Here is a 21,299-nt window from a genome sequence, read left to right on the forward strand (position 1 = left end):
TCAGGCGAGGCGGCTGAAGGCCCAGCGCAGCAGCTCCTGATCGACACGGGAGCGGCCGGTGCGGGTTAGGGCGGTGCGGGTGTGGGCGGTCAACTGGGCCCAGGCGCGAAAGTTGCCGTGTGCGGCGTGCTGGTCGGCGAAGGCGATGTCGTCGGGATCGGCGTCGGCCCACACCGAATGGAACAAGGGGATGGCCTCCAGGACCTCGCCGGGGGTGAGACGGGTGAAGTGCTGCCAGATGAAGATGCGGGAGGACAGCATCGGTTCGCGGCGCAGCACGGTGTGGCAGCCCTCCCCACCGACGAAGACGATCGCGAGCTGGGTTGAGGGTTCGTCCCAGAGGTAGCGGAAGTATTCGAACGCCTCCCCGTTGAGCCACTGGGCCTCGTCCACCAGGAAGGTGCGGGGGCGTTCGGCCAGGGCGGTTTTCAGCAGGCGGTCGAACTCGCTGGGGTGGCGCGGCGGTTCGCCGGCCAAGTCGAGCGCGGTGAACAGTTCGTAGCGCACCGCGCGAGCGGTGGGCCCGGCCCGGAAGGTGATCTTGCGGACGTCCTCGCCGGGCTCGAGTGCGCGCAGGCACGTGTTGACAGCGAGGGTCTTGCCGAAGCCGGCGCCGCCGTGGATGCACATCATGGCGCGGGCGGCGACCGTGTCGGAGATGTTCTCCCGGGCGGTGAGCAGGGCGCGGGTGGTGACCACGGACGCATCGGGCAGGTCGACGTACTGGTAGGTGGCCGCGGTCACGAGGCGTCTCCGTCTTCGTCGGTGGTGGGACGTGCGGCCCGCCTGTCGCGGCCGTACGGGGCGGAAGCGCCATCACGGCCGGGCGGGTGCGGGACGCGCGGGCCTGGCGTGGTCAGCGCGGCCAGGGAAGCAGGGGTGCGCCAGTCGGCCGGGGGCGCGGCGGGCGGGATGAGGTCCGGCATTGCGAGCTGCGCGAGGTCGGTGTCGGCATTCTGGGCGAGTTCGGCCTCGGCCTGCGCGGTGGTCAGCGCGCCGATCCGCTGAGGTGCCTCGGCCTGGGTGGCGGCGGCGTAGCGCTCCCGCTGGGAAGCTTCGAGATCCTTCTTCAGACGGCGAGCACGGGCAGACCGTGCCCGCCGTACGGCGCGGAGCTGTTCTTCGGTTGCCTGGTCAGTCAGGTCCGCAGGGCCGAGGTAGCGGCCGGTGGCGGCGTCGTAGACCTCGATGCGGTGGTCGTGGTGGGGCATGAAGCGGATGCGGACCTGGATCCCGGCCTGGCCGGTCATCCACGGCCCCATGTAGTCGCGTCTGCGGAAGCGGATGCCGCGGGTGGTCAGCGTGCGGGTGCCGGCGTCCTCCAGGGTGAACGTCCACAGATCCGCAGCCGGCACGTCCCGCAGCGGGGTGGGATCGTCCTGCCACGCCTCAAGCGGGGTCTTGCCCCGCAACGGCGAGGGGCGATGTTCGGTGTTCCACCACCGTGTCCAATCCAGCAGCCGGGCGGTGAAGTCCTCGAAGCCGAGCAGCACTTCGTCCTTCGGGCGGGAAGCCCGTTTGCCCGGGCGTGGCTGGCGGGCATAGCCGGGCAGCGCGACCAGGAACATGCTCTCCACCGCCCGGTTCAGGCCCTCCACCGTGCCCTTGAGGTGAGGGGTGTAGGCGGGCAGGTCCTCCACGGTGACGTCGAGGAGATCGAACGCGGCGGTCACCGTCCTCGACAGGAAGTCTTTGCCGCGGTCCACCCGCACTTTCTCGGGCAGCCCGCCGAACGGGCCGTAGGGGTCCTCGCGCACGACCGCGGAGCGCAGCGCGGCCAGCACCGACTCCCGCGACGGATGCCCGGGCGTGACCGCGACGCCGGTGATCGCGTTGGTGGCGCAGTCGGTGAACCAGGTGATCCACGGCCTGCGGGGCTTGCCGTCGACATCGACCAGCACCGGGGCCTGTACGTGGTCGGTCTCCCACACCTTGTTCCGCCAGGGGCGCGGCCGGGCCAGGAACACATCATGCTTGCGCGCCGCGCGCTCTCCTCCCGCGAGCCCGGCCCGCTCCCCCGGCGTCAGATCCCGCTGGATCGCGCGGTGCAAGGTGGGCAGCGACGGCGGCGGAGCCGCCGGAGGGGACTGGCGGGCAGCGCGGGCCGTCAGCTCGCGATGCACCGCCGCGACGTTGCCCTTCCACAACGCGAGCAGGCGGCGTACTTCCGGGGTGACAGTGAAGCGGTCCCGGGTCTGGGCCCGCGCCCCGGGCTCCGCGGCCGCGGACTCGTCACGCTCGGCAGCGGCCAGCCACCGCCACACCGTGCGCTCGGTCACCTCCAACGACTGAGCCATCAGCCGTACATGCCGGGTCGTCAGCTTCTGTTCCTGCCGCAGGGCCAGCAGCCTGCGCACGGCAGGGCCGCGCAGCGCCGACAGGGAGGAAGAAGGCAGACCTCCCCGCGCGCCCGGGCCGTCCCCGTGCACGCCGGAGCGGGAAGCGCCCTCTGTCGGCCCGGCCGCGCCGGTCACAGCGGCCCCATGAGCCGTGCGCAGGCCCGCTCCAGCATCCGGCGGTCCACCACCGGCCGGCTCTTGCCGTAGGTCTCGGCGGTCAGGTGCGAGGTGAGCTTCGCCCAGGTCCGGAAATTGCCGTGTCCCACGTGCTCGTCCACCCACGCGACATCGTCCTCGCTGACGTCCTCCCACAGCGGGTGGAAGGCAGCCATCACGGTGGCCACCTCGCGCGGGATGAGGCGCGGCACCAACTCCCAGGTCAGCACCCGAGAGGCCAGCGCAGGCACGCGGCGCAGCGCCCGTTCGCTGCCCGCGCCCGCCAGCACGAGGGCCGTGTCCGTGTCCGGGTGGTCCCACAGCCCGCGCAGAAACTCCAGCGCCGGCCCCGGAAGGCGCTGTGCCTCGTCCAGTACCAGCACACGGGGCTGCCGTAGCGCGTTCACCAGCGTCAGGTCGGCCTCCCCCGCCCCGCGCGGCAGACGCCTGCCCAGCTCGAGGGCGTCCGCGAGCACCCGGCGCAGTTCGGGAACCGTCGGGTGCACACCGACGTGGACCCGACGGACCCGGGCGGGGTGCGGCAGCTGGGACAGGGCGTACTGCAACGCGACCGTCTTCCCATGGCCGGCGTCGCCGTACAGACACACCACCGCCCCCACCGCGGCCGCGTGCGCGACCGTCCGCAGCACCGACCGCACAGCAGGCGTGTGCACCACCTGCGCGCCCGGCACCAGGACCGGGACCTGCGCCAGATGCTTCTGCTCGCGCAGAAAAACCTGCCCGCCTGTGCCCTGGCCGGCCACGACGTTCAAGCCCAGCTCGCTGAGCGGATCGGGCCTACGCGGCCCGGCCACCTCAGGCTCCCGCTCGACCATCAACGCCCGGCCCGCCCGGCGGTCCCGGCGGATCACCCGGTGCAGTGTCGACGCCGACGGCACCGACGCCCCGCCAGCCGCGGCCAGCCGGCGCCTCAGCTCAGCAACATTCCCTCCGACCTCGCCCAGCAACGCCCACACCTCGTCCGACACCGCATAGCCCTGCCGGACCGGCGCCTCCAGCTGCCCGGTCGTCTTGGCCTGCTCCAGCCAGCGCCACACCGTACGCTCCGAGACACCCACCGTCTCAGCGACCGCACGCACATGCCGCGTGGCCAGCTCCCCCGCCTGCTGCCGCTCCAGCAAACGACGCACCACCAACCCCCGGGGCAGCACAGGACCACGACCGGCCCTTACCTCTTGATCCACCCCACGATCACACCGGCCCGGCCCACCTCACCGCATAAGAACTCTCAAACCTGAGACAGCATCAGCTGCCATGCGATAAAGCCCCACGACAGCGATCCCACCCCTCAATCTCTCACCTCATGACAGCAACCCACCCACCCAAAAACACCCACTGACCAGCCCCGTAACACCAACCCATGGACCAGCGCGACCGACTCTCACCACCACCGACACCAACCCGAGAGATCGCAGCCCGCCCCCTCCTTGCGAGACCGGCTGGGTACGCAACGGAACGGGCGAAGAGGCAGGACGTGAATGGTGCCGTCGGCGTGCGTCGCGCGCCGTCGGCATCCGCCGGCTTCCTCGGGCACGACGACACGTATCAGCCAGGAGGGGCAATCGATCGGCACCCGGAGCGAGTTCGTGCCCGGCCTTCAACCTGTGCGGGCGAATCGTGGCTGGGTCTGGCCGAACAGGATGCGAAGCGCCGAAGCCCGGTCAGCTGTCCTTGCGCCGAGGGGACCCAGGATCCACACCACGGCCATGGGGACGAGGTCCCAGAGCCGCTGGCCCAGGGGCAGGGGCGGCTCCCGCTGCGTCTCACATCCTGATGTTGGAGACGGGTCAACTACGCCGAGCACTATGGTCTGTTGCGCGAGCGCCGCCCGGACGGGCGCCACGAGCGGGTCGCTCCGCGCCACAGTTGGAACAGCGACAACACCACCAGCGACATTGTCCTGTACCAACTGCAGCGGCACGCCGACCACCACACGAGTCCTCTGCGCCGCTACTGGCGGGCGAAACGCTAAGACGCGCGTTCCCAATGACGGAAGGCCAACAGATCGCCCGCGACGCCGGCCGTTCTCGCACCCGACGCCCGGATGCACAGCGCCCCGGCATCATCGCCCCGGGCGGACACCGTACGAACAGCGCTGAACGCCCGCCGCATGGCACGAAGCAGACATGGACGACTCTTCCGGCGGGACGGTGCCTGCCGCCGGGAAGAGCCTCGGAGCCGGACGCCCAACGGGCTCAGCAGCCGCCGCAGTTGTAGTACAGGACGTCCCAGTGGTTGCCTTCGTCGGCGTAGATGTTGCCGGATCCGGAACGCCACTGCGGGGCACCGTCGCCGCGCACGCCGATGTAGGTGAAGTTGTTCTTGATGTAGTTCCCGACGCAGGTGTACTTGCTGTAGTCGAGCTTGTAGCCGTTCCAATGCGAGTACGTGCCGGAGGCGTGCCCGGTCTCGGTGCCGCCGGTGATGTTCAGGGCGCAGCCGCTCGCCCGCTTGAGGGTCTGCGCGCCCTGGGCCGTGGCCAGGTTGAGCTGCTCGAAGGACGTACAGGTGGAGTTGTTGCGGTGGGAACAGTTGCCGGACGACGACCAGGTGATGCCGACGTCACGGAACGTCGAGGTCGCGGTGGCGTGACTGATCTTGGTCACGGCGAACGCCTCGCCGGCGGTGCCGACGACGGCAGCGCCGGGGGCGATGACGAGGGCGAGAGCTGTCAGGGCGGAGCGGAGTTTCAGCGCCTTGATGGCCTTCATGTGGGGACCTTCCTGCGGTGGGCCATGCTTCCGGAGGGACGGCTGTGCAGGCGGTGCAGACAGATGATGCCCGCGGTCTACGCGCGTCCGCCAGAGGACAAAACGGAATGCCGCCAGGCCCCTGGCCGCGGCGAGACCCGAGCCCACTCGCTCCACCGCTCCGGGCGAGCTCCCACCCCAGGTCATGGTTGCCGGGGTGGGGCGACGGTCCGGAGCGAGGAGCAACTCGAGCAGGACGGCCCTCGTTGTCACTGATCTCTGGTGAGGCGCCGCTGCTCGAGGTAGATGCCGGTGAAGACCGCGACCTTGGCGCGCAGGACCCAAGGGTCGAAGGGCTTGCTGATGTAATCGACCGCGCCGGCAGCATAGCCACGGGCAGAGTGTTCGGGGTCGGTGCCCATGGCGGTGAGGAAGATGATGGGGACGTCGTGGGTGCGGGGACGTCGTTTGATGTGGGCGGCGGTCTCGTAGCCGTCCATGTCGGGCATCTGAACGTCCATGATGATCACGGCGAAATCGTCGTGGTCGAGGAGCGCTTTGAGGGCTTCCCGCCCGGAGGATACGGCGACCAGTTCTTGGTCGAGGGTGGACAGCACGGCGGTCATGGCCAGCAGGTTGTCCGGCTGGTCATCGACGACGAGGACCTTGGGCATGGCCTGCGGGGCCACCGGCACGACGGCGGCAACGGTCTGGACCTGCTCCACCGCTTCCAGCTGCCGTTCCAGCAGAGTGCAGCGCTGTTCGGCTTCGTCGCACTGTTTCCGCGCCTCGTGGAGCTGGGCGGACAGACGCGTGACTTCGTCCTGCAGCTGGTCGCGTTCGTGCAGCAGGTCGCTGACGTCGGGGTGGGCGGCGGCCAGGCGTTCGGCGCGTTCACGCTCCGCGCTCCACTCTGCTTCCAGCTGGTTCAGGCGCACTTCCAGGTCGGCGATGCGGTGTTTGCGGTCCAGCAGCGCGTCGCCGAGCGCGTCGCCGCGGGCGGTGGAGCGGCGGGATACGCGGTCGGCCTCGGCGAGCTGCTGCTCGAGGACTTCGACCGCGTGGCGGGGAGAGGCACTGCTTTCAACAGCGACCCGGTGCAGGCGGCGCACCAATTCGATGGCCTCCGGAGTGGCGGCCATGCCGCGGTGTTCGGCAACGTCGGTGAACAGGTCCATCACCACTTCCCATGGCGGGATGCGGCTGCCGCTGAGGTACCGGGAGAAGGTACCGGCATCGCGCACCCGGCGGGCCGCATAGCGGCGCACCGAGACGTCCAGGCCCTCGAAGAGCTCCCGCAGCGCCATGGCCAGCGCCCTCGATTCCGGTGTCAGGTCCTGAGCAAGAGGGCGCAACTCACCCACGGGCGTTCCCGCCCTTCGCCCCCGCCTCGCGCACAACTGCCCCGCTGCCGGCGGCGTCCGGGGCGATCGCCTGGTTGAACACCGGCACTGCTCCGCCTGCGGCGATGAGCCCGGCGAGCACGCCGCCGGCCGTCCCGTTACCGGCCAGCACCGACAACAGGCCGGCCCCTGCACCGGCCAGCGCCGCGAGTAACAGCACCAGCGCCGCCCTCACCGATACAAGCGAACGATCCATCGAACCTGCCCCTTCCTCGGCTCGCCGGAGACCGGCGGATCGGCGCGCCCCGGATGGGCCCACCTTGCGATGAGCCACACAATGGCGGCAGGTGAATCCGTTGCGCCGGACAACTGACGAACCGGCAACGTCCCATGCCCGTTGCTGTCCCCGCCCGACCGTTCGCAACACTGCCAAGCCGCAGGTCGTCACTGGTCCGTGAGCGGTGTTGCGGCAACACCTCGCCATCAGCGGATGCGGGCGTTGCCGTCTCGCTCCTGTACCCGGCACCGCCCGGTGAACCGTCTCCTGGCGGGCACAGCCGGTGTCGGCCGTGCCGGCAGCCATCCTCGACGCCCCTCGGTGCCACCGGTTGCAGGTCTCGCCGAGTTCAACCCTGCCGCTCCTCATCGGCACTTCCGGGTGCCGTGGCCACTCGTACCCTCTCAGGGAACTGCAGGTGGCCCGCGGTCCTCGGGCTGTCTGCCCGTCGGCGGGAACTCAGGTGGCCCCGGTGCGCCGTCCGGATGGAGTTGGGCCACGCCCGAGCTGAAGCGGCTGCACGCTCATCATGCACCGGCGGTCCTGGACTTCGAGCCGGCGAGCCGCGCCTACTTCGCCGCCTCGGTCCCCGACCGCGGCGACGACTTCTTCGGCCGGTTCAGCGAGCGGTTCAACGCCTTGCCGGCCGAACGGGAAGCCGGCATCTGCGCTTTCCACGTGCTCGTCGACGAGGACGGCTCGGTACTGGGCAGGTTCGATCTGGTCGACATCGAGGACCACACCGCGGACCTCGGCTCTCGGGTCGCGCAGCACCCGGCCGGCCGCGGTCTGGCGACCACGGCCCCTGTCGTAGGCGGTGGTCCCCCGGTAGCAGTAGTAGATGGCGTCCTGGACTGATCTGACCGCGCCCGCCGAACCCGTCCGGTAGGCGATGTAGCAGGAAGTCCCGTTGTCGGTTCGCGCGGGAACCCTCAGGACCACCTCTCCGCCGTAGGTGATCGTGGTGTTGCACACACTGTAAGCGGCCTGGGCTAGGGTCGCTTGCAGTCCGACCGCCGCCACTGCGGTGAGCAGCATGCCAGTGGCCGTCCCCAGGGACCGCCAGTAAACCGTAGAGCGCACTTGGTTGCCTTCCTCTTCGCAAGGGAGGGGTGTCACAAACGGTCCGCACTCGTGATGCGGGTGAGTGACGCCCCCTTCACCGGCTCCGCGACCTTAAGGGCGTCGCGGGTTTCGGAATTGGCCATCCGTGCAGGGAACTTGGTCAGTGGTGCACCGCCTCGAGGTGGTGCTGCACCGAGCGAGAGAGGCGCCGGCGCGGCAGAACCACATCCTTGTGTCCCAGTCGCTCGTGGTTCATTTGGTGGCGCGCAGACACCGTCCACGCGATATCTACTCACCGGTTGGGCGCGAAGAGTTGGGGGAACGGAGTATCACTGTCCGCTTCTCTCCGGCCCCGTGTTTCTCTGTGACCAGTCGGCGGCGCTCAACCAGTCAATTTCGCCCTTCCTTGGAGAAGGAGTTCTTTGTGGAACGTCGCAGCCTTCTGCGCGGTGCGGTGATCGGCACCTCTGCCGGCGTCTTCGGCGGCACCCTCATGCACGGCCCGCCTACGCGGCCCCCGCCCAGAACGGACCCAGCCCCTACGGCAGTCTGCTGGCGGCGGACGCCAACGGGATCATGCTGCCCTCCGGCTTCACCAGTCGCGTCATCGCCCGCTCCGGCCGGACGGTCTCCGGCACCTCGTACACCTGGCACAACGCCCCGGACGGCGGCGCCTGTTACGCCAACGGCACCGGCTGGATCTACGTGTCCAACTCGGAGATCAACCCCTCCGGCGGCGCAAGCGCAGTGAAGTTCGCCTCGACCGGCGCGATCACCGGCGCCTACCGGATCCTGTCGGGCACCGCCAGAACTGCGCCGGTGGCAAGACCCCCTGGAACACCTGGCTGTCCTGCGAGGAGGCATCCCTCGGCTACGTCTACGAAACCGACCGTGGGGCACGAAGGCGGCGGTCCGCCGGGATGCCATGGGCCGCTTCAACCACGAGGCGGCAGCCGCCGACCCGGTGCGCAAGGTGATCTACCTGACCGAGGACGAGACGAACGGCCGCTTCCACGCTTCATCCCCACCACCTGGGGCGACCTGTCCTCCGGCACCCTTCAGGTGCTCGTCGCCGGCAGCGGCACCTCCGGCTCATTCACCTGGGCCAACGTCCCCAGCCTAGTCACCAACGGCGCCGCACCGCTGACCGACGTCGACAACGTCACCGGCAGTTCCTCCGGTGACCTGTTCGCCGCCGAGGACGGCGGCACCATGGACATCTGCATCATCACCCCCGACGACATCGTCGCCCCCTTCCTCCGCATCACCGGCCAGCCCGGCTCGGAAATCTGCGGACCGGCGTTCTCCCCCAACGGCACACGCCTGTACTTCTCCAGCCAGCGCGGCACCACCGGCAGTTCCTCGGGCGGCATCACCTATGAAGTGACGGGCCCGTTCCATACGAGCGCCTGACCGTTTTGACGGCTGGGGCGGTGTCGAGGCTTTGCCCCAGCCCTCCCAGACCGGCGTGGGCTGAGGGCGCGCCGGGAAGCCGGGAACGGCTGGAGGTGTGGAAGGGCTTCGCCACCACGCGGCTCGCGGTGCTCTTCGAGCCGGGCGCCCGTCGGCGCCCTCGGCCTGCTTCTTCACAATGTTTCTCCCTCGGTCGTTCTCGGACCGGTAGGAAGTCGTTCGTCAGCCGGCAGGGCTACCTCATCGGCTACCTCGCGCAGGGCGTCGGGGCACCCGCCCCCGGCGCCGTCGTGACCGCGCACGGCCTGATGCCCGGGCTGCAGACCGGGCCCACCGTGTTCGGTACCTTCTTCGTCATCGTGCTGATCGGGGGCCTGACCGTGCTCGCCCCCGCTCCACCGGCGCGATGGCCATGTCACCGGCCGAACCGCGGCAGCCGCAGCGGCGGCGGAAGCGGTTCGGCGGTCCGCAATGACGATGAGTACTTCGGCAGTTGAGCGCGGCCACTGCGAGATGATCAAGGGTTGTGTGGACTCTTGAAGATCGTGCGGTGGCCGCGGGTCGCATCAGCATCCTGTTCGAAATGCCCCGCGACGGGACCTTCCACGGACCCAAAAGGTGTCGACTCGCTTGACGAACGGCATGGCGGCACGCCCGTGACGTGCGCCCTTGGCGGCGCTGTGGCCGCGGTCGTCGTCTGGTGGCCGCTGGTGACAGCCTGATGGTTGTTCAGGCGGCGAAGCCGACGTTGGTGACGTACTCGTACTGGCCCCACTGAGAGCCGAGGTCGACGATCTGCTCGACCCAAGCGTCGTCCATCGCCCGGTCGTCGCCCGCCGCCCACGCCTCGATGATGCCCTCCCAGCGACGGACGTTGAGGGTGCGGTACTCGACGACGCGCTGGCGGGGACGGTCGACGCCGGACTGGTTGACCGGGTGGATCTCCACACGGGTGCCGCGCCCTGCACGGTTGAGGCGGGCCAGAAGATGGCGGGAGACATTGCGACGGCGCACCGTGCGGTAGGCGGCCTCGATCCGGGCCAGGTTGGCGGCGTTGGGGCGGCGTTTGCCGTCGAGCCACGCTTTGAGGGTGCGGTCGGTAACGGTGAGGCCGGCCGCGCGGGCGGCGGCAAGAGCGTGGGGGGTGCGGGTGAGATAGCGCAGGCGGGCGGCCAGGCCACGGCGGGTGGTGGCGGGGCTCGTGATGTAGTCGACCAGGGCGTCCAGTTGGCGGGCGACGGCCTGGTGGCCCTTGATCCCGCGGGCGCCGTACAGGCCGAACTCGATGGTGCGCTCGGGCATAGGAGCCTTCCCTTTCAGTCGGTCGGGTCACCGGTGACGGCCGGGTCAGTGGTCTCGACGGTGTATACGTCCTTGACCTTCACCTCGGTGACACCCCGGCCCTCGTCGAAGACGGCCCGCCAGTCTCCGACGACGTGGAGTTCATCGGTGCCCATCGCGCGCACGACCATCAGGCCCTCATCGTAGGCGCGGTAGGCCTTCCACCACAGATCCGCGAAGGCCTGGGAGCGGATGAGGTGCATCCAGTCGGTGCGGTACAGCTCCCGGTTGTAGTTCGACTCCCCCATCGTGGAGATGAACTTCGCATACATCGCCTTCACGTACTCCAGCGTCACCTCGTCACCGTCGGCGATCGCCCGCTCCCGGGCGTCCCTCAGCACGATGCGGAACTTCTCCAGCAGCCCCTCGGTGGCCCCCGACGTCCACGACTCGTGAATCCGAGGCGGGTCGCACAGCCCGTACTTCGGGCCCGACAGGCGCAAGAGCAGGCGCAGGGTGGGTTCGGTGACCCAGAGGGGGCCGGGTTCGTCGCGGTTGCCGATCGGGTTGGGCAGGACTGCGTCGTGGTCCCAGGTGGGCGGGGTGATGAGGTGGACGCCGGCGCGGCGGCGATCGTGAATGCCGGTGGTGCCGTGCTCGAGCTGGCCGATCGGCAGGTGCGTCTTGAGGGCGGAGAGGTAGGCGCCGTTGATGTCGAGCGCGGTGACGTCGTGAAGGCCGGGCGGGAGTTCGGGGCGGGTCCACTTGGGGCGGGCCTCCCAGATCTGGTCGGCCCCGCGGGAGGTCTGCTTACGGAGGATGTCGGGGAGCCACGGGTGGGCGATGATGTCGTAGCGGCCGCCCTTGCGGGTGGTGTCCAGGAGCGCCATCGCATGCGGGATGGCGCGCTTGACCAGCGCCGCGGTCGCCGCCTCGACGTCGCCGGAGTGCTCCGCGAGCGCGGCGGCAACGGCCGAGGTGATCAGGTCCGGTGTGTCGGCCGTCCGCAGTCGGCGGCCCGCGGGCACCACTGGCACCCCGCGCGGCGGCGTGCCCTTCCGGGCGGCGGACGCCGCCGGCTGCTGCCGGGGCGGCTCGGGCGTCCGGGCCTGCGCGGGTTCGGCTGTGCCGCACTCGGCGGGGTCGAGATGCTGCGGGAAACCCGCAACCTGGTGGGAGGCGGGCTGCCCGCACAGCACACACGGCTGGGGCGTCAGGAGTGCTTCGACGTCGTCCTGCCCGATATCCTCCGCGGCGGGGCGTTCAAGCTGCGGCTTGTCGTGGTCTACGCCCCGGCCGGCCGGCGCTTCCTCGGCCGTGGCAGCCAACTGGGTCCGTGCTCCTTCAAGGAAGTAGGCGTACTTCTCCCGTACCTCACCGCTGGGGTCGCGTCCGGACTCCCAGCCGGCGACCGTGGACGGGCTGACCGCCAAAGCACGCGCGAGCTGGGCACGCGACAGATTCAGCCCTTCGCGCAGGGCCCGCCGCTGCTCGGCAGGCGGCAGCGGGACCTCCCTCCTGGCTCCGGCGAGCAGAGCGTCGATCGCCTCGAAGCCGGTCATCGCTTCGCCCCCTCCCGTGCGGCCGCGGGGCGTGCGGCGCGGGAGGCGCGGCGGCGTCCGCCAGGCAGCGATTCCACGGCGCGGGTCGGCCCGGCCAGGAGGTCCAGGACGTCGATGCCGTAGTGCGCGGCCACCGTCTCGCAGTCGGCCAGACTCCAGGCGGCGGTGCCAGCCTGACGGCGACTCACCTGGGCCTGGCTCACTCCCAGAGCGGCGGCAAGATCGGTCTGCGACTCGCCGGTCGCGTGCAGCAGCGCGGCCACTGCAGACCGCACCCGCTCCTCCAGACCCAAACTCATATCAGACACTCCACCCTGGCAACCTCATAATCAATGCCTTTTCCGCATGGATCGGAGGTCTGCGGACCGTGAGCGGCCCAACGGCCCTGAACCCGGGCGCAGCTTCCGCACGGTGCAGTCAGTTCCAGGAGCAGCCCCGGGCACCAGGCGCAGCAGGAAGTCCAGGAGGCGGCAGCCGACAGCCGCGCGGCGCGGGAGTCGTTCACCCTGGCGCTCGGTGGGCATACGGGCGAAGGACCGGACGTGACCGGTCAGGTCACCGAGTTCGGGGAAGTTGGCCAGGACGACCTTGAGCCGGAGTGTTCACTCTCGGTCAGCGTCTCGGGTCGGCTGAGGATCCATCTCGTCACCACGCGGGGTGCCGGCGGCTGCGCGGCGACCGGCCGTGGCGAGGTGCGCTGCTCTCGGAGTAGGCGCTGACCCGGCCGTAGCTGCCGCGATGGCCCAAGGGGACGATCTCCTCCCAGAGCTTCCAGGCGTTTGGTACAGCCCTCGTCCCAGCGTTCGTCTAGGGTGTCGACGTCCACCAGGACAGTGCCGTAGCGGCGGCCTTGCGGGTGGCGTACTCGTCGACACTGACCACCCGCGGCGTCGGCACCTCCGGCTCGGGCAGCGCATCGACCAGGCGCAAGAGCGTGCTCCGGCTGATGGATATGCCGAGCACGGCAGTCAAGCGGGCGCAGGCTCGACCAGCCAGGCCAGGCCGACTGCGGTCAGGATGGAACGCAGTCGCTCGGTGCGCTGGCCATACCTGCGGGTCAGGCCGGATATCTGTTCCACGAACGTCTGACGTGGGCACTTGGCGTTCCTGCACCGGAACCGCCGGACGCGCAGCTGGAGTACGACGCTTCGTCCGGCGCTCGGTACATCGGCGAGAAACCGCAGGTAAAAGCTGTGGACCCCGGTCGAGCATCCTGGGCAGGCCGCGCCGGCCGTGCTGCACTGTGCATCAAGGCGCACCTTCTCGATATCCACGTCCACCGCCAGCATCGCGATGTCCGCGATCGACGGGAACAACAGCTCCATCAGCCTGAGTACAACGTCTTCCACAGCCCGGACTGTCAGCCCAGCGGCACTGAGGCGGGGACGTCGTTCATGGCTCTCTTGTTGCCTGTGCGGTAATCATGGTCACTGGACCCGGGGGCCCGCCGCGCGCGGTGCACATCGGACCCCTCACCCAGGGTCAGGCGCTGCTCCACGGAGGGCAGACGCCGGTTGACTTGCCCGCTACTGGCTGCTACCAGTTGATTCCGCGCAGGCGGACATCGGCGTCGTCGAGCATCTGCAGGGTACGAGCCCGTGTCCGCTCCTTCATGTACGGCCAGGCGGCCTCCACCAGGCCGCTGTCGAGGAAGAGTTGATCCAGCACCTCGAAGTAGACGGCGCCGCCGACGTGCTCCGTTGGATGGTCCACGATGCGCTCGACGAAGTCCCAGCACCGGGTGAGCAGCTCTGTGTCCGGGGTGTCGCTTCTCAGCTGCGGCATCAGCACCGGCGTCGTGAAGCATTCGGCCAGCAACTCGTACAGGAACACGGCCGCGTCCTCGGTCAGGACGGCCGTCTCCGCGGGCTCGTGGAACTTCTCGGCGATGGAGCCGGCTGATTCTGGGATTATGCGCAGCAGCAGCGGGGGGACTTGCTCCTGCGGGATCTCCTCTTCCGGGTTCTGCCCGGTGGGGATGTCGCTCATCTCTTCCTCAGTAGGTATGCGTGGGGCGAAGTCAGGGCGAGGACCGTCGTGCGATGTGCACGACGGTCCCTGCCCTCATCATCCGGGACAGCGTCTGTCTCGCTGTCAGGCGCAGCTCTCAGGAGGGCACGCGCCTCCGCTCGTCTGCGGCGGTTCCAAGGCCTCGTGGAACCCGAACGGGTCCACGATGTCCTTGGTCATTTCCCACGCGCCTTCCTTCAAACCGTATTCGCGCACGTAGGAAGGTGCCTGAGCGGCCATCGCGACACCGCCGACGACACCGAGGGATCTGGAGAAACCGCGTAGCCGGGTAGGCTGGCCGACCGGCTGGGGCCCCTTGTGCTGGGTCGGTTTGAACTCCGTACCGGTGAGGTCCTTCACCGCGGGCGTCTTTGCCACGGCCGCGAAGTTCTTCGTGATGGACTTCTTCATCCCGGCGTTGCTGTCCGTGATCTTCTTGATGTTACCGGTGACATCACGCGAGTTGAGTGCGTCCCAGAGTTCCTTCGCCTCAGCCTTGGCGACCTTCAGATCGCTGTCGGACAGACGGTTCTCGAGACCCTTGCCTTCCTCTCTGGCCTTGCGATCCTTGTCCAGCACGCTCGATAGGGCCTTCATCGTGGACCAGCCCTTCTCAATGTGTAGCTGCCTCTTACCCGGTAGCTGCTCCCCCGTGTTGAACTCGTGAATGATGGCCGTCGACAATTTGCCGTTACCGAAGACGGCCCCGCGTTCCTTCTTGGGGTAGATCTGGGCGAGCGCTCCCCGCAGGCCACCGTTGTGCACGGCCGGCGCCTTCGCGCGCCGCTGCATGAAGCCCGGGTTCTTGTTCGGAGCCTTGTTGAAGACGTAATTGATCGCCTTCTTCACCAGTTTGAACAATTCCAGGAAGCCGAAGAACTTCCCGTCCGGGTCTGCGTACACCAGCGGATTGTTGTTGCCGTAGGTGTAGCCGTGTATCTGCTGCGGGTCGGACGGGTCCATCACCGGGTCGACGGAGAGGAAACGGCCGGTCCGTGGGTCGTACTCGCGGGCGCCCAGGTGGGTGAAACCGGTGTCCTTGGTTTCGTCGATGCCGCCGATGAATCCCTTGGTTCCCGGCCATGTGGCCGGGGACTTGCCGCGCGTCTCGAGAAGCTGCCGCCGTCGGCGCGGACGGCCTGGTGACCGTTGCCGAGGTCGATGTAGCGGGTTGCCTTCGGTTTGGTCGCGCCCTTGTCGAGAGTGACGTCGGTGTGACCGAGGTGGAGGGTGGTCCGGTCGCCGGTACGGTCGATCAGCCGGTTGCCGTTGGCGTCGTACAGGTACTCAGTGACCTTGTCCGCCTTGGCGTCGACGGGTTCGGTGACCTTGGCCAGTTGCCCTTCGGCATCCCAGTCCAACCGTTGTGCGCCGCGCTCGGTGGTGTTGCCCGTCGGGTCGTAGGCGTAGGCGGTGCGACGGGTGCCGTCCGGCCCCTGGGTGGTGAGCGAGGTCAGTTGGTGGGCCTTGGGTGTGCCCGGGTCCGGGTAGGCGTAGGTGCGCTTGACGTCCTTGGCGGTGTCCCCTCCCGGGTCGTGCCGGACGTCGGTCAGCCGGTTGCCGGCCTTGTCGTAGGTGAACGACTGCCAGTACGGGGCCGGGCCGCCGAGTTCGGGCGGCGGACGGAGCGGGGGCACAGGTCGGGTCGCCCTGCGTCCATGCCTCGGTCAGCCGACGCAGGTGGTCATAGGCGAAGCACTGGTTGTCGGTGCCGGTGCGGGAGACGTCCGCGAGGGAGAGGATGTTGCCGGCCTCGTCGTAGCGGAAGGTGACATGCTGGTCGACGCCCGGCTGGTCCTCACGGTCGACGCGGGTGGTCGCCAGGCGCTGGGTACCGTGCTCGTAGGTGTTGGTGACCTGTGTCTTCTTTCCGCCACCGGTCAGTCCGAAGGTGTACCCCTGTGGCTTGCCGGTGTGGCTGTAGGTGGCGGTCGAGCTCATGCCCTGACCGAAGACGGAGGTCGGACGCAGCGTCTGGTCCTCGTAGGTGTAGTTGATCGAACCGCCCGGCAGCGATCCGGCTGCGGAGTAGCTGAGCGCGGCGACCTTGCCGGAGGGCTTGTAGGCGGTGCCGGACTGGTACGTGCCGGCCAGCGCTCCCTCGGAGACGGGAATCACGGTCGTCGTCTTGACGGGCCGGTACAACTTGTCGTAGGCGGTCACCGCAGTGGTGTACGCCTGGCCGCTCACGTAGCGGATCGACTCGGCAAGCTGGCCCTTGGCACCCGGGACGGTGTCGTACGTCCACTTGACGCGGAGCTTGCCGGCGGCGGAACCCTCGCGCAGCTCGGTCTTGCGGCCGAGTCCGTCATAGGTGTTGAACAGGGTGGTGCCGCGCTGGTCGGTGCTCGAGATCACCTGACCGTGGTCGTCGTACTTGGTGTCGGTGCGGCCCCGGTCCGGGTCGGTGAAGGACGTCTGGTGGTCGAGCTGGTCGTATGTGTAACTCCAGCTGGTGCCGGACGGGTCGGTGACCTTCCGCAGATCCCCTGCGGGAGTATGCTGGTAAGTGGTGGTGTCGTAGGCGGACTCTGGGGCGCGGGTGTGCGACTGACGATCTTCGATTACGCCTGGATCGTGGTCTTCTGCTTGAGGCGTTCGTAGGGAGTCTGGCCGCCGAGGCCGCCGTGTGGGCGATGGTAGTTGTAGTAGTCCTCCCACTCTCGCAGTTTGTCGTTGAAGACCTCTGTGTCGTCGATGACGACCCCGTCGAGGAGCCGGTAGAACTCCTCGGCGTCGATCCGGTGGGAGCGTTCGACCTGGCCGTTCAGCCGCGGGGTGCGGGGCTTGATGTAGGTGTGGGCGATGCCCTTGTCGAGGACGTGCCAGTGGAAGGCGGACTGGAACTCGGCCCCGTTGTCGGTCTGGATGACCTCGATCTGGAACGGCAGGCGCTGCAGCAGTAGTCGAGGAACTGGATGGCGGTGTTCTGGTTGAGCGTCGGGGAGATCCGCAGGACGCGCAGGCGGGTGCAGTCGTCGATCGCGGTGAACTGGAAGTACTTGTTGCGGCCGCCGCGGCGCCCCTGGGGCATTGAGGCGAGCGGCTCGATGAACTTCACGTCGATCTGGACGCGGTGGCCGGGCAGCTGCTTCTCGTAGCGCTTCCATCGGCGGTCGTGGCGCTTGTAGCGCTGGGAGGCCGGCAGGCGGCCCATGTCCAGGCGGTTGAGGATGCGCCAGACGCCGGATTTGCTGATGGTGACGTCGTGGTAGCGCTTGAGGTACATGGCGATCTTCTCGGGGCCGAAGTGGTAGTTCTGCCGGAGATAGCTAATCTTCCCGACCACCTCGACGTGCGTCGCGTTCGGAGACGTCTTGGGTGCCTTGGAGTGGGGGCGCAGGCCCTCGGCGCCTTCGGCCTGGTAGCGGCGGTGTCACGTGTAGTAGGCTTGTCGGCTTATCCCGAAGTACCGGCAGGACATGGCGACGTTCCCGGTGACCTCTTCGACGTGGCGTATGACGGCCAGGCGCCGCTTGGCCTCACGGTCAAGCGGCGGGGTGGTGGGAATGGACTTCGGCATGTGGATCTCCGTAGTGATCGGAGACCCAGGTGTCAACGGTGATCGGCAGTTTTAGAACCCTCCGGACCTGGGGTGGGTGGTGTATTAGCCGTTCAGGCATGGTACTGATTTCGGTGGGGGGGGTGTGTCGTGTCGTCCGTCCTGCGGTGCGTCCACTAGCCGCAAGCGCGCGGTCCAGCCGAAGATTGTCGTGCAGTGGCGGCTAAGACGACGGCAGCCTCGTGCTGTGTAGGGCGGCGAGTTCAAATGGGCACCATTTTGAAGGGACTCCCTCGCGTCCCGTGGAGCGACCTCGAAGTTCCCAGGGGATCGGCGAGAGGCATCCCCACTCTGCTCGCCAGGGCAGCCTGGGGGGACCGTGCGACCGGAGACCTGGCACTGGACTACCTTGCGGACCTTGTATGCGAACTCGGGTTCGTCATTTCCGAGGCCACCGCCCCAACAGTACCCTTCCTCCTGGAACTGGCCGGGGCACCCCAAGTAGTTTGCAAGACCAAGGTGTTGAAACTCCTACTGAACATCTACACCTCACACGAATGGAGTCGCTCCGCAGCTGACTCTCTCCCCAAATATGCCAGCAACTACGCTCAAAAGGTTCAATGGGAAAAGGACGCCCGCGATGCTGTGCTGACCGGCCGTCATGTGATTGAGAAGCTGGCCGACTCCATAGATCCTGAAATCTCCGAGGCCGCGGTCAAACTTCTGGAGGCTTTCATAGCGGAGGCAGAACGAGACTCGGAATAGAGTCGGGTATCGCCAATGTGCCTGCGCGTGTTTGTCGGGACACGCAGCTGTGTTCCGTCCTGGGCTATCCGGTCCGCCCAGGGTTCTTGAGGATTGATGGAGGCCCGCCCGGCTGGGCTCGGCTTCAAGCGACTGGTCGCGGCGACTGAACTGTCGCCTTCGCAGACCCGGCGGGGACTGGGCATCCTGCGGGATATCGCTGCCCAGGAGCATCTTCCGCCGCTGATCTGGACGCTCGCCGACGGCTATCGCTTCTCCGGGGACCCGGTGGAGTTGGAAGCTTACGAGCAGGCGATTTTCCGCAGGAAGCTCAACGAGTTCGCCCGGCTGATCACCGGCACCATCGGCCCACATGCCGAGCTGGATCCTGAGGACGAGTGGGTGCAGCTCGTCCCGGCCCAGCTCAACGGCATCAAAGCCGCGCTGGACATGCTGGTGAAGTTCCGGCGCGGCGGTCCCGTTCGCGCCCACCTCTGACGAGAACGGCATGCGCAGACGCCGCTATCCCTCGGACACGACCGCTGCAGAATGGGCCTTGCTGGAGTCCCTCCTGCCGGTTCCGGCGTGCCAGACCAAGACCGGGGGGCACCCCGAGAAGTGGCCGCGAAGGGAGATCGTCGACGGCATCCGCCACATCGTCGACAACGGCGCGAAGTGGCGAGCCTTGCCTGCGGATTTCCCCCCGTGGGAGACGGTTTACAGGTTCTTCAGGAGGTGGAACCCGGCCGGAGTCGTCACCTACATTCGCGACCAATTCCGCCGGAGGATCCGTACCGGAAAGGGCTGCTGCCCCCATCCCGTGACTCTGATCGTGGACTCTCAGTCGGTCAAGGGCGCCTCCACCGTCGGCCGCAAAAGTCGGAGCTACGACGCCGCGAAGAAAATCAACGGACGCAAACGACATATCACCGTGGACACATTCGGCCTCCCGGTGATGATCACAGTGACGTCCGCCGACGTCCAGGACCGCGATGCCGCCCGCGACGTGTTCTGGCGCCTGCGCCTCACCCAGCCACAGATCACCCAGGTCTGGGCCGACCGCGGCTACGCCGGCGACCTCGTGGACTGGGCCCGCGACCACCTCTGGCTCACCTTGCGCATTGTCTCCCGGCCCAGAGGCACCAAGGGGTTCGTCGTGCTCCCACGCCGCTGGAAAGTGGAACGCACGATCGGCTGGTGCATGAACGCCCGCCGCAACGCACGCGACTACGAACGCCTCCCGCAGCACGCCGAAGCCCACCTGAACTGGGCACTCATCACCATGATGACCCGGCGCCCCACCCGCAAAAGCCCTAACACCAGCCACTGGACAAAGACAACTCCTGTTTAGAGGCTGGCTGCTCTGTTGTGTGCGTGCGGCCTGCCGCAGCATCGGCCACAGCGCCGTGTGGCGGGTACGGGCGAGCCGGCGGTCCGGCCGACGGCAGCCAGGCGGTGCCCGGCGCGGTACTGGTCGATCACCGCCATGGGCAGGGCGCCTAGGACGTTGTCTCGAGCGATGAGATACCCGAAGTGACCGCTACGTGGTGCTTCAACCCCAGTTTGCGCCTGCCGGGCTGACGCACGAGAGTGAAGGAGAGGTACATCGCGTTCCCTTTGCATCCACCCACATCCATGTGCAAGGACCCATCCGAAGCCGGGTCCGATCACGCCTGACCGGGCCTGCGGAAACGGAGAACCGGAATGGCCATAAACGAAGCAGTGACGGGCAACGACAGCGTGGCGATCACCGGGACCGCCACCCCGGGCGAGCGAACGATTGGTGTCGGGGGGCGTGGAGACGCCGTAGGCGTCCAGGGCAAGGGTGCCCGCTGGCATGGTGTCGAGGGCCTGAGTAACAGCACGATCGGAGGGGCCGGAGTCTTCGGAGCCAACTCAGCCGGAGGCGCTGGTGTGGTTGGCGAAACCTCCGGCCGCTTCAACCCCGCCGTGTACGGCAAGCACAGCGGTACGGAGGGGCAAGGCGTACTCGGCGACGCTGCGAACGGTGCAGGCGTGGCAGGCAAGTCCAAGAGCTGGGTAGGGGTCCACGGGGAGTCGGAGAGCACCACCGGCGGCAGCGGTGTCTGGGGCGAGCACAAGGGCGCCGGTACCGGGACGATCGGCTTCAGCGCCCAAGGCGTAGGCGTGCACGCCCGGGGAGGCCGCCTCGCCGGCTTCTTCGAGGGAAGCGTCGAGGTCACCGGTGACCTCGTGCTAACTGGGGGGATGTAGCCGAGCAGTTCGACGTGGCTGAGGACACCGATGAGATCGGTCCGGGCACGGTCGTCACCTTCGATAGCGCGGGCGTACTGACACCCTGCACGCGGGCATATGACACGTGTGTGGCGGGTGTGGTGTCAGGTGCGGGTGACCGCGTGCCGGCACTCGTCCTGGACCGCCGGGCGCCCGGGTCGGGCCTAGAAGGTGATTTCCGGCGAGCAGTTGCGGTCATCGGAAAGGTCTGGAGCCGCGCCGACGCGTCGTCGAAGCCCATTCACGTCGGCGACCTCCTCACGACGTCCTCAACTCCTGGCCACACCATGGTTGCGACCGACCGTGAGGCCGCATTTGGCGCGGTACTCGGGAAAGCCCTCACGCCCTTGGCATCGGGGACCGGAACGGTCCTGGTTCTTGTCGGCCTGGGGTGAGATCCCGTACTCCGCTTCGAGTGCCGCCCCGGCGCGCGGCACTCGAAGCCCCGGACATGTACCGATTCACGTCGAAGGAGTGAGACATCCGACATGCCAAGACTACGGCAGGCAATTCACAGTGCCCGTGACAGAGGCGTATTGCCTCAGTATAGGGTTGACGGAAATGTGCGTGAGCTCGTCCGACGCCTCGACATGCTCGCTCCGATCTCAACGCGCCAACTCATCGCGTTCCTCGACAGTTT

20 protein-coding genes and 4 pseudogenes are annotated in these 21,299 nt (G+C 68.1%); 9 read left to right on the forward strand and 15 right to left on the reverse strand.

The annotated features are described in order from the left end of the window. The 3 genes from ACZ44S_RS35440 to ACZ44S_RS35450 all read right to left on the reverse strand — a co-directional run bounded on the left by ACZ44S_RS35440 (position 1) and on the right by ACZ44S_RS35450 (position 3,637). Entirely contained in the window at positions 1–744 is a 744-nt protein-coding gene (locus ACZ44S_RS35440) for an AAA family ATPase (RefSeq protein WP_466936829.1), read from the reverse strand. Continuing rightward, positions 741–2,357 carry a transposase gene (locus tag ACZ44S_RS35445; protein ID WP_466936900.1) on the reverse strand — a complete coding sequence of 539 codons (1,617 nt, stop codon included), beginning with the start codon at positions 2,355–2,357 and terminating at the stop codon, positions 741–743. The genes ACZ44S_RS35440 and ACZ44S_RS35445 overlap by 4 nt, the downstream gene beginning before the upstream one ends. Before the next feature lie 113 nt (positions 2,358–2,470). Next, positions 2,471–3,637: an AAA family ATPase gene (locus tag ACZ44S_RS35450; RefSeq protein WP_466936831.1), complete on the reverse strand. Its 1,167-nt coding sequence runs from the start codon at positions 3,635–3,637 to the stop codon at positions 2,471–2,473. A 671-nt stretch (positions 3,638–4,308) separates the two neighbouring features. On the opposite strand from ACZ44S_RS35450, the pseudogene ACZ44S_RS35455 reads away from it, so the two are divergent. Continuing rightward, a pseudogene (locus ACZ44S_RS35455) lies at positions 4,309–4,488 on the forward strand (fatty acid desaturase); the annotation flags it as partial. 223 nt (positions 4,489–4,711) lie between these two features. Here ACZ44S_RS35455 and ACZ44S_RS35460 read toward each other — a convergent pair. From ACZ44S_RS35460 to ACZ44S_RS35470, 3 genes are all read right to left on the reverse strand, one after another. Further along, positions 4,712–5,227: a hypothetical protein gene (locus tag ACZ44S_RS35460; protein ID WP_466936833.1), complete on the reverse strand. Its 516-nt coding sequence runs from the start codon at positions 5,225–5,227 to the stop codon at positions 4,712–4,714. A gap of 248 nt (positions 5,228–5,475) precedes the next feature. Continuing rightward, positions 5,476–6,570 carry a response regulator gene (locus ACZ44S_RS35465; RefSeq protein ID WP_466936835.1) on the reverse strand — a complete coding sequence of 365 codons (1,095 nt, stop codon included), beginning with the start codon at positions 6,568–6,570 and terminating at the stop codon, positions 5,476–5,478. After that, on the reverse strand, positions 6,563–6,805 hold the full coding sequence (locus ACZ44S_RS35470; RefSeq protein ID WP_466936837.1) for a hypothetical protein: 243 nt from the start codon (positions 6,803–6,805) through the stop codon (positions 6,563–6,565). The genes ACZ44S_RS35465 and ACZ44S_RS35470 overlap by 8 nt, the downstream gene beginning before the upstream one ends. A 462-nt stretch (positions 6,806–7,267) precedes the next feature. On the opposite strand from ACZ44S_RS35470, the pseudogene ACZ44S_RS35475 reads away from it, so the two are divergent. The 3 genes and pseudogenes from ACZ44S_RS35475 to ACZ44S_RS35485 all read left to right on the forward strand — a co-directional run. Next, positions 7,268–7,624: pseudogene (locus ACZ44S_RS35475) on the forward strand (GNAT family N-acetyltransferase); the annotation flags it as partial. 691 nt (positions 7,625–8,315) lie between these two features. After that, a pseudogene (locus ACZ44S_RS35480) lies at positions 8,316–9,304 on the forward strand (alkaline phosphatase PhoX). Between the two features lie 95 nt (positions 9,305–9,399). Continuing rightward, positions 9,400–9,801, forward strand: coding sequence for a hypothetical protein (locus ACZ44S_RS35485; protein WP_466936840.1), 402 nt, complete (start codon positions 9,400–9,402; stop codon positions 9,799–9,801). 232 nt (positions 9,802–10,033) lie between these two features. Here the strand turns inward: ACZ44S_RS35485 and ACZ44S_RS35490 are convergent, their stop codons facing one another. From ACZ44S_RS35490 to ACZ44S_RS35530, 9 genes and pseudogenes are all read right to left on the reverse strand, one after another. Then, positions 10,034–10,606: a transcriptional regulator gene (locus ACZ44S_RS35490; protein WP_466936842.1), complete on the reverse strand. Its 573-nt coding sequence runs from the start codon at positions 10,604–10,606 to the stop codon at positions 10,034–10,036. A 14-nt stretch (positions 10,607–10,620) separates the two neighbouring features. Next, positions 10,621–12,147 (reverse strand): helix-turn-helix domain-containing protein, encoded by a 1,527-nt coding sequence (locus ACZ44S_RS35495; protein WP_466936844.1) that lies wholly within the window; start codon positions 12,145–12,147, stop codon positions 10,621–10,623. After that, on the reverse strand, positions 12,144–12,446 hold the full coding sequence (locus ACZ44S_RS35500; RefSeq protein ID WP_466936846.1) for a helix-turn-helix domain-containing protein: 303 nt from the start codon (positions 12,444–12,446) through the stop codon (positions 12,144–12,146). Before ACZ44S_RS35500 ends, ACZ44S_RS35495 begins: the two co-directional genes overlap by 4 nt. Before the next feature lie 508 nt (positions 12,447–12,954). Beyond that, positions 12,955–13,077: a hypothetical protein gene (locus tag ACZ44S_RS35505; protein ID WP_466936848.1), complete on the reverse strand. Its 123-nt coding sequence runs from the start codon at positions 13,075–13,077 to the stop codon at positions 12,955–12,957. A gap of 38 nt (positions 13,078–13,115) precedes the next feature. Then, positions 13,116–13,472 (reverse strand): hypothetical protein, encoded by a 357-nt coding sequence (locus ACZ44S_RS35510; RefSeq protein WP_466936849.1) that lies wholly within the window; start codon positions 13,470–13,472, stop codon positions 13,116–13,118. Positions 13,473–13,683: 211 nt separating this feature from the next. Then, positions 13,684–14,136, reverse strand: coding sequence for a hypothetical protein (locus ACZ44S_RS35515; protein ID WP_466936851.1), 453 nt, complete (start codon positions 14,134–14,136; stop codon positions 13,684–13,686). Positions 14,137–14,241: 105 nt separating this feature from the next. Beyond that, entirely contained in the window at positions 14,242–15,219 is a 978-nt protein-coding gene (locus ACZ44S_RS35520; RefSeq protein ID WP_466936902.1) for an RHS repeat domain-containing protein, read from the reverse strand. Then, complete coding sequence (locus tag ACZ44S_RS35525; protein WP_466936854.1) at positions 15,120–15,794, reverse strand: hypothetical protein; 675 nt, start codon at positions 15,792–15,794, stop codon at positions 15,120–15,122. Before ACZ44S_RS35525 ends, ACZ44S_RS35520 begins: the two co-directional genes overlap by 100 nt. 927 nt (positions 15,795–16,721) lie before the next feature. After that, positions 16,722–17,680, reverse strand: a pseudogene (locus ACZ44S_RS35530) (IS481 family transposase). A 246-nt stretch (positions 17,681–17,926) separates the two neighbouring features. On the opposite strand from ACZ44S_RS35530, the gene ACZ44S_RS35535 reads away from it, so the two are divergent. The 5 genes from ACZ44S_RS35535 to ACZ44S_RS35555 all read left to right on the forward strand — a co-directional run bounded on the left by ACZ44S_RS35535 (position 17,927) and on the right by ACZ44S_RS35555 (position 21,054). Continuing rightward, complete coding sequence (locus tag ACZ44S_RS35535) at positions 17,927–18,424, forward strand: hypothetical protein (protein ID WP_466936855.1); 498 nt, start codon at positions 17,927–17,929, stop codon at positions 18,422–18,424. A 96-nt stretch (positions 18,425–18,520) separates the two neighbouring features. Beyond that, a complete protein-coding gene (locus tag ACZ44S_RS35540) occupies positions 18,521–18,901 on the forward strand; it encodes a RacP protein (RefSeq protein ID WP_466936857.1) in 381 nt (126 codons plus the stop codon). A 10-nt stretch (positions 18,902–18,911) separates the two neighbouring features. Then, the gene (locus ACZ44S_RS35545) at positions 18,912–19,754 is read left to right on the forward strand and encodes an IS5 family transposase (protein WP_466936859.1); all 843 of its coding nucleotides are present in this window, start codon (positions 18,912–18,914) and stop codon (positions 19,752–19,754) included. Positions 19,755–20,419: 665 nt separating this feature from the next. Beyond that, positions 20,420–20,638 carry a hypothetical protein gene (locus tag ACZ44S_RS35550; protein WP_466936861.1) on the forward strand — a complete coding sequence of 73 codons (219 nt, stop codon included), beginning with the start codon at positions 20,420–20,422 and terminating at the stop codon, positions 20,636–20,638. 14 nt (positions 20,639–20,652) lie between these two features. After that, positions 20,653–21,054, forward strand: a complete 402-nt coding sequence (locus ACZ44S_RS35555) for a hypothetical protein (RefSeq protein ID WP_466936864.1) — start codon at positions 20,653–20,655, stop codon at positions 21,052–21,054. Positions 21,055–21,299 lie beyond the last annotated feature (245 nt).

The organism is Streptomyces malachitofuscus (assembly GCF_055571035.1).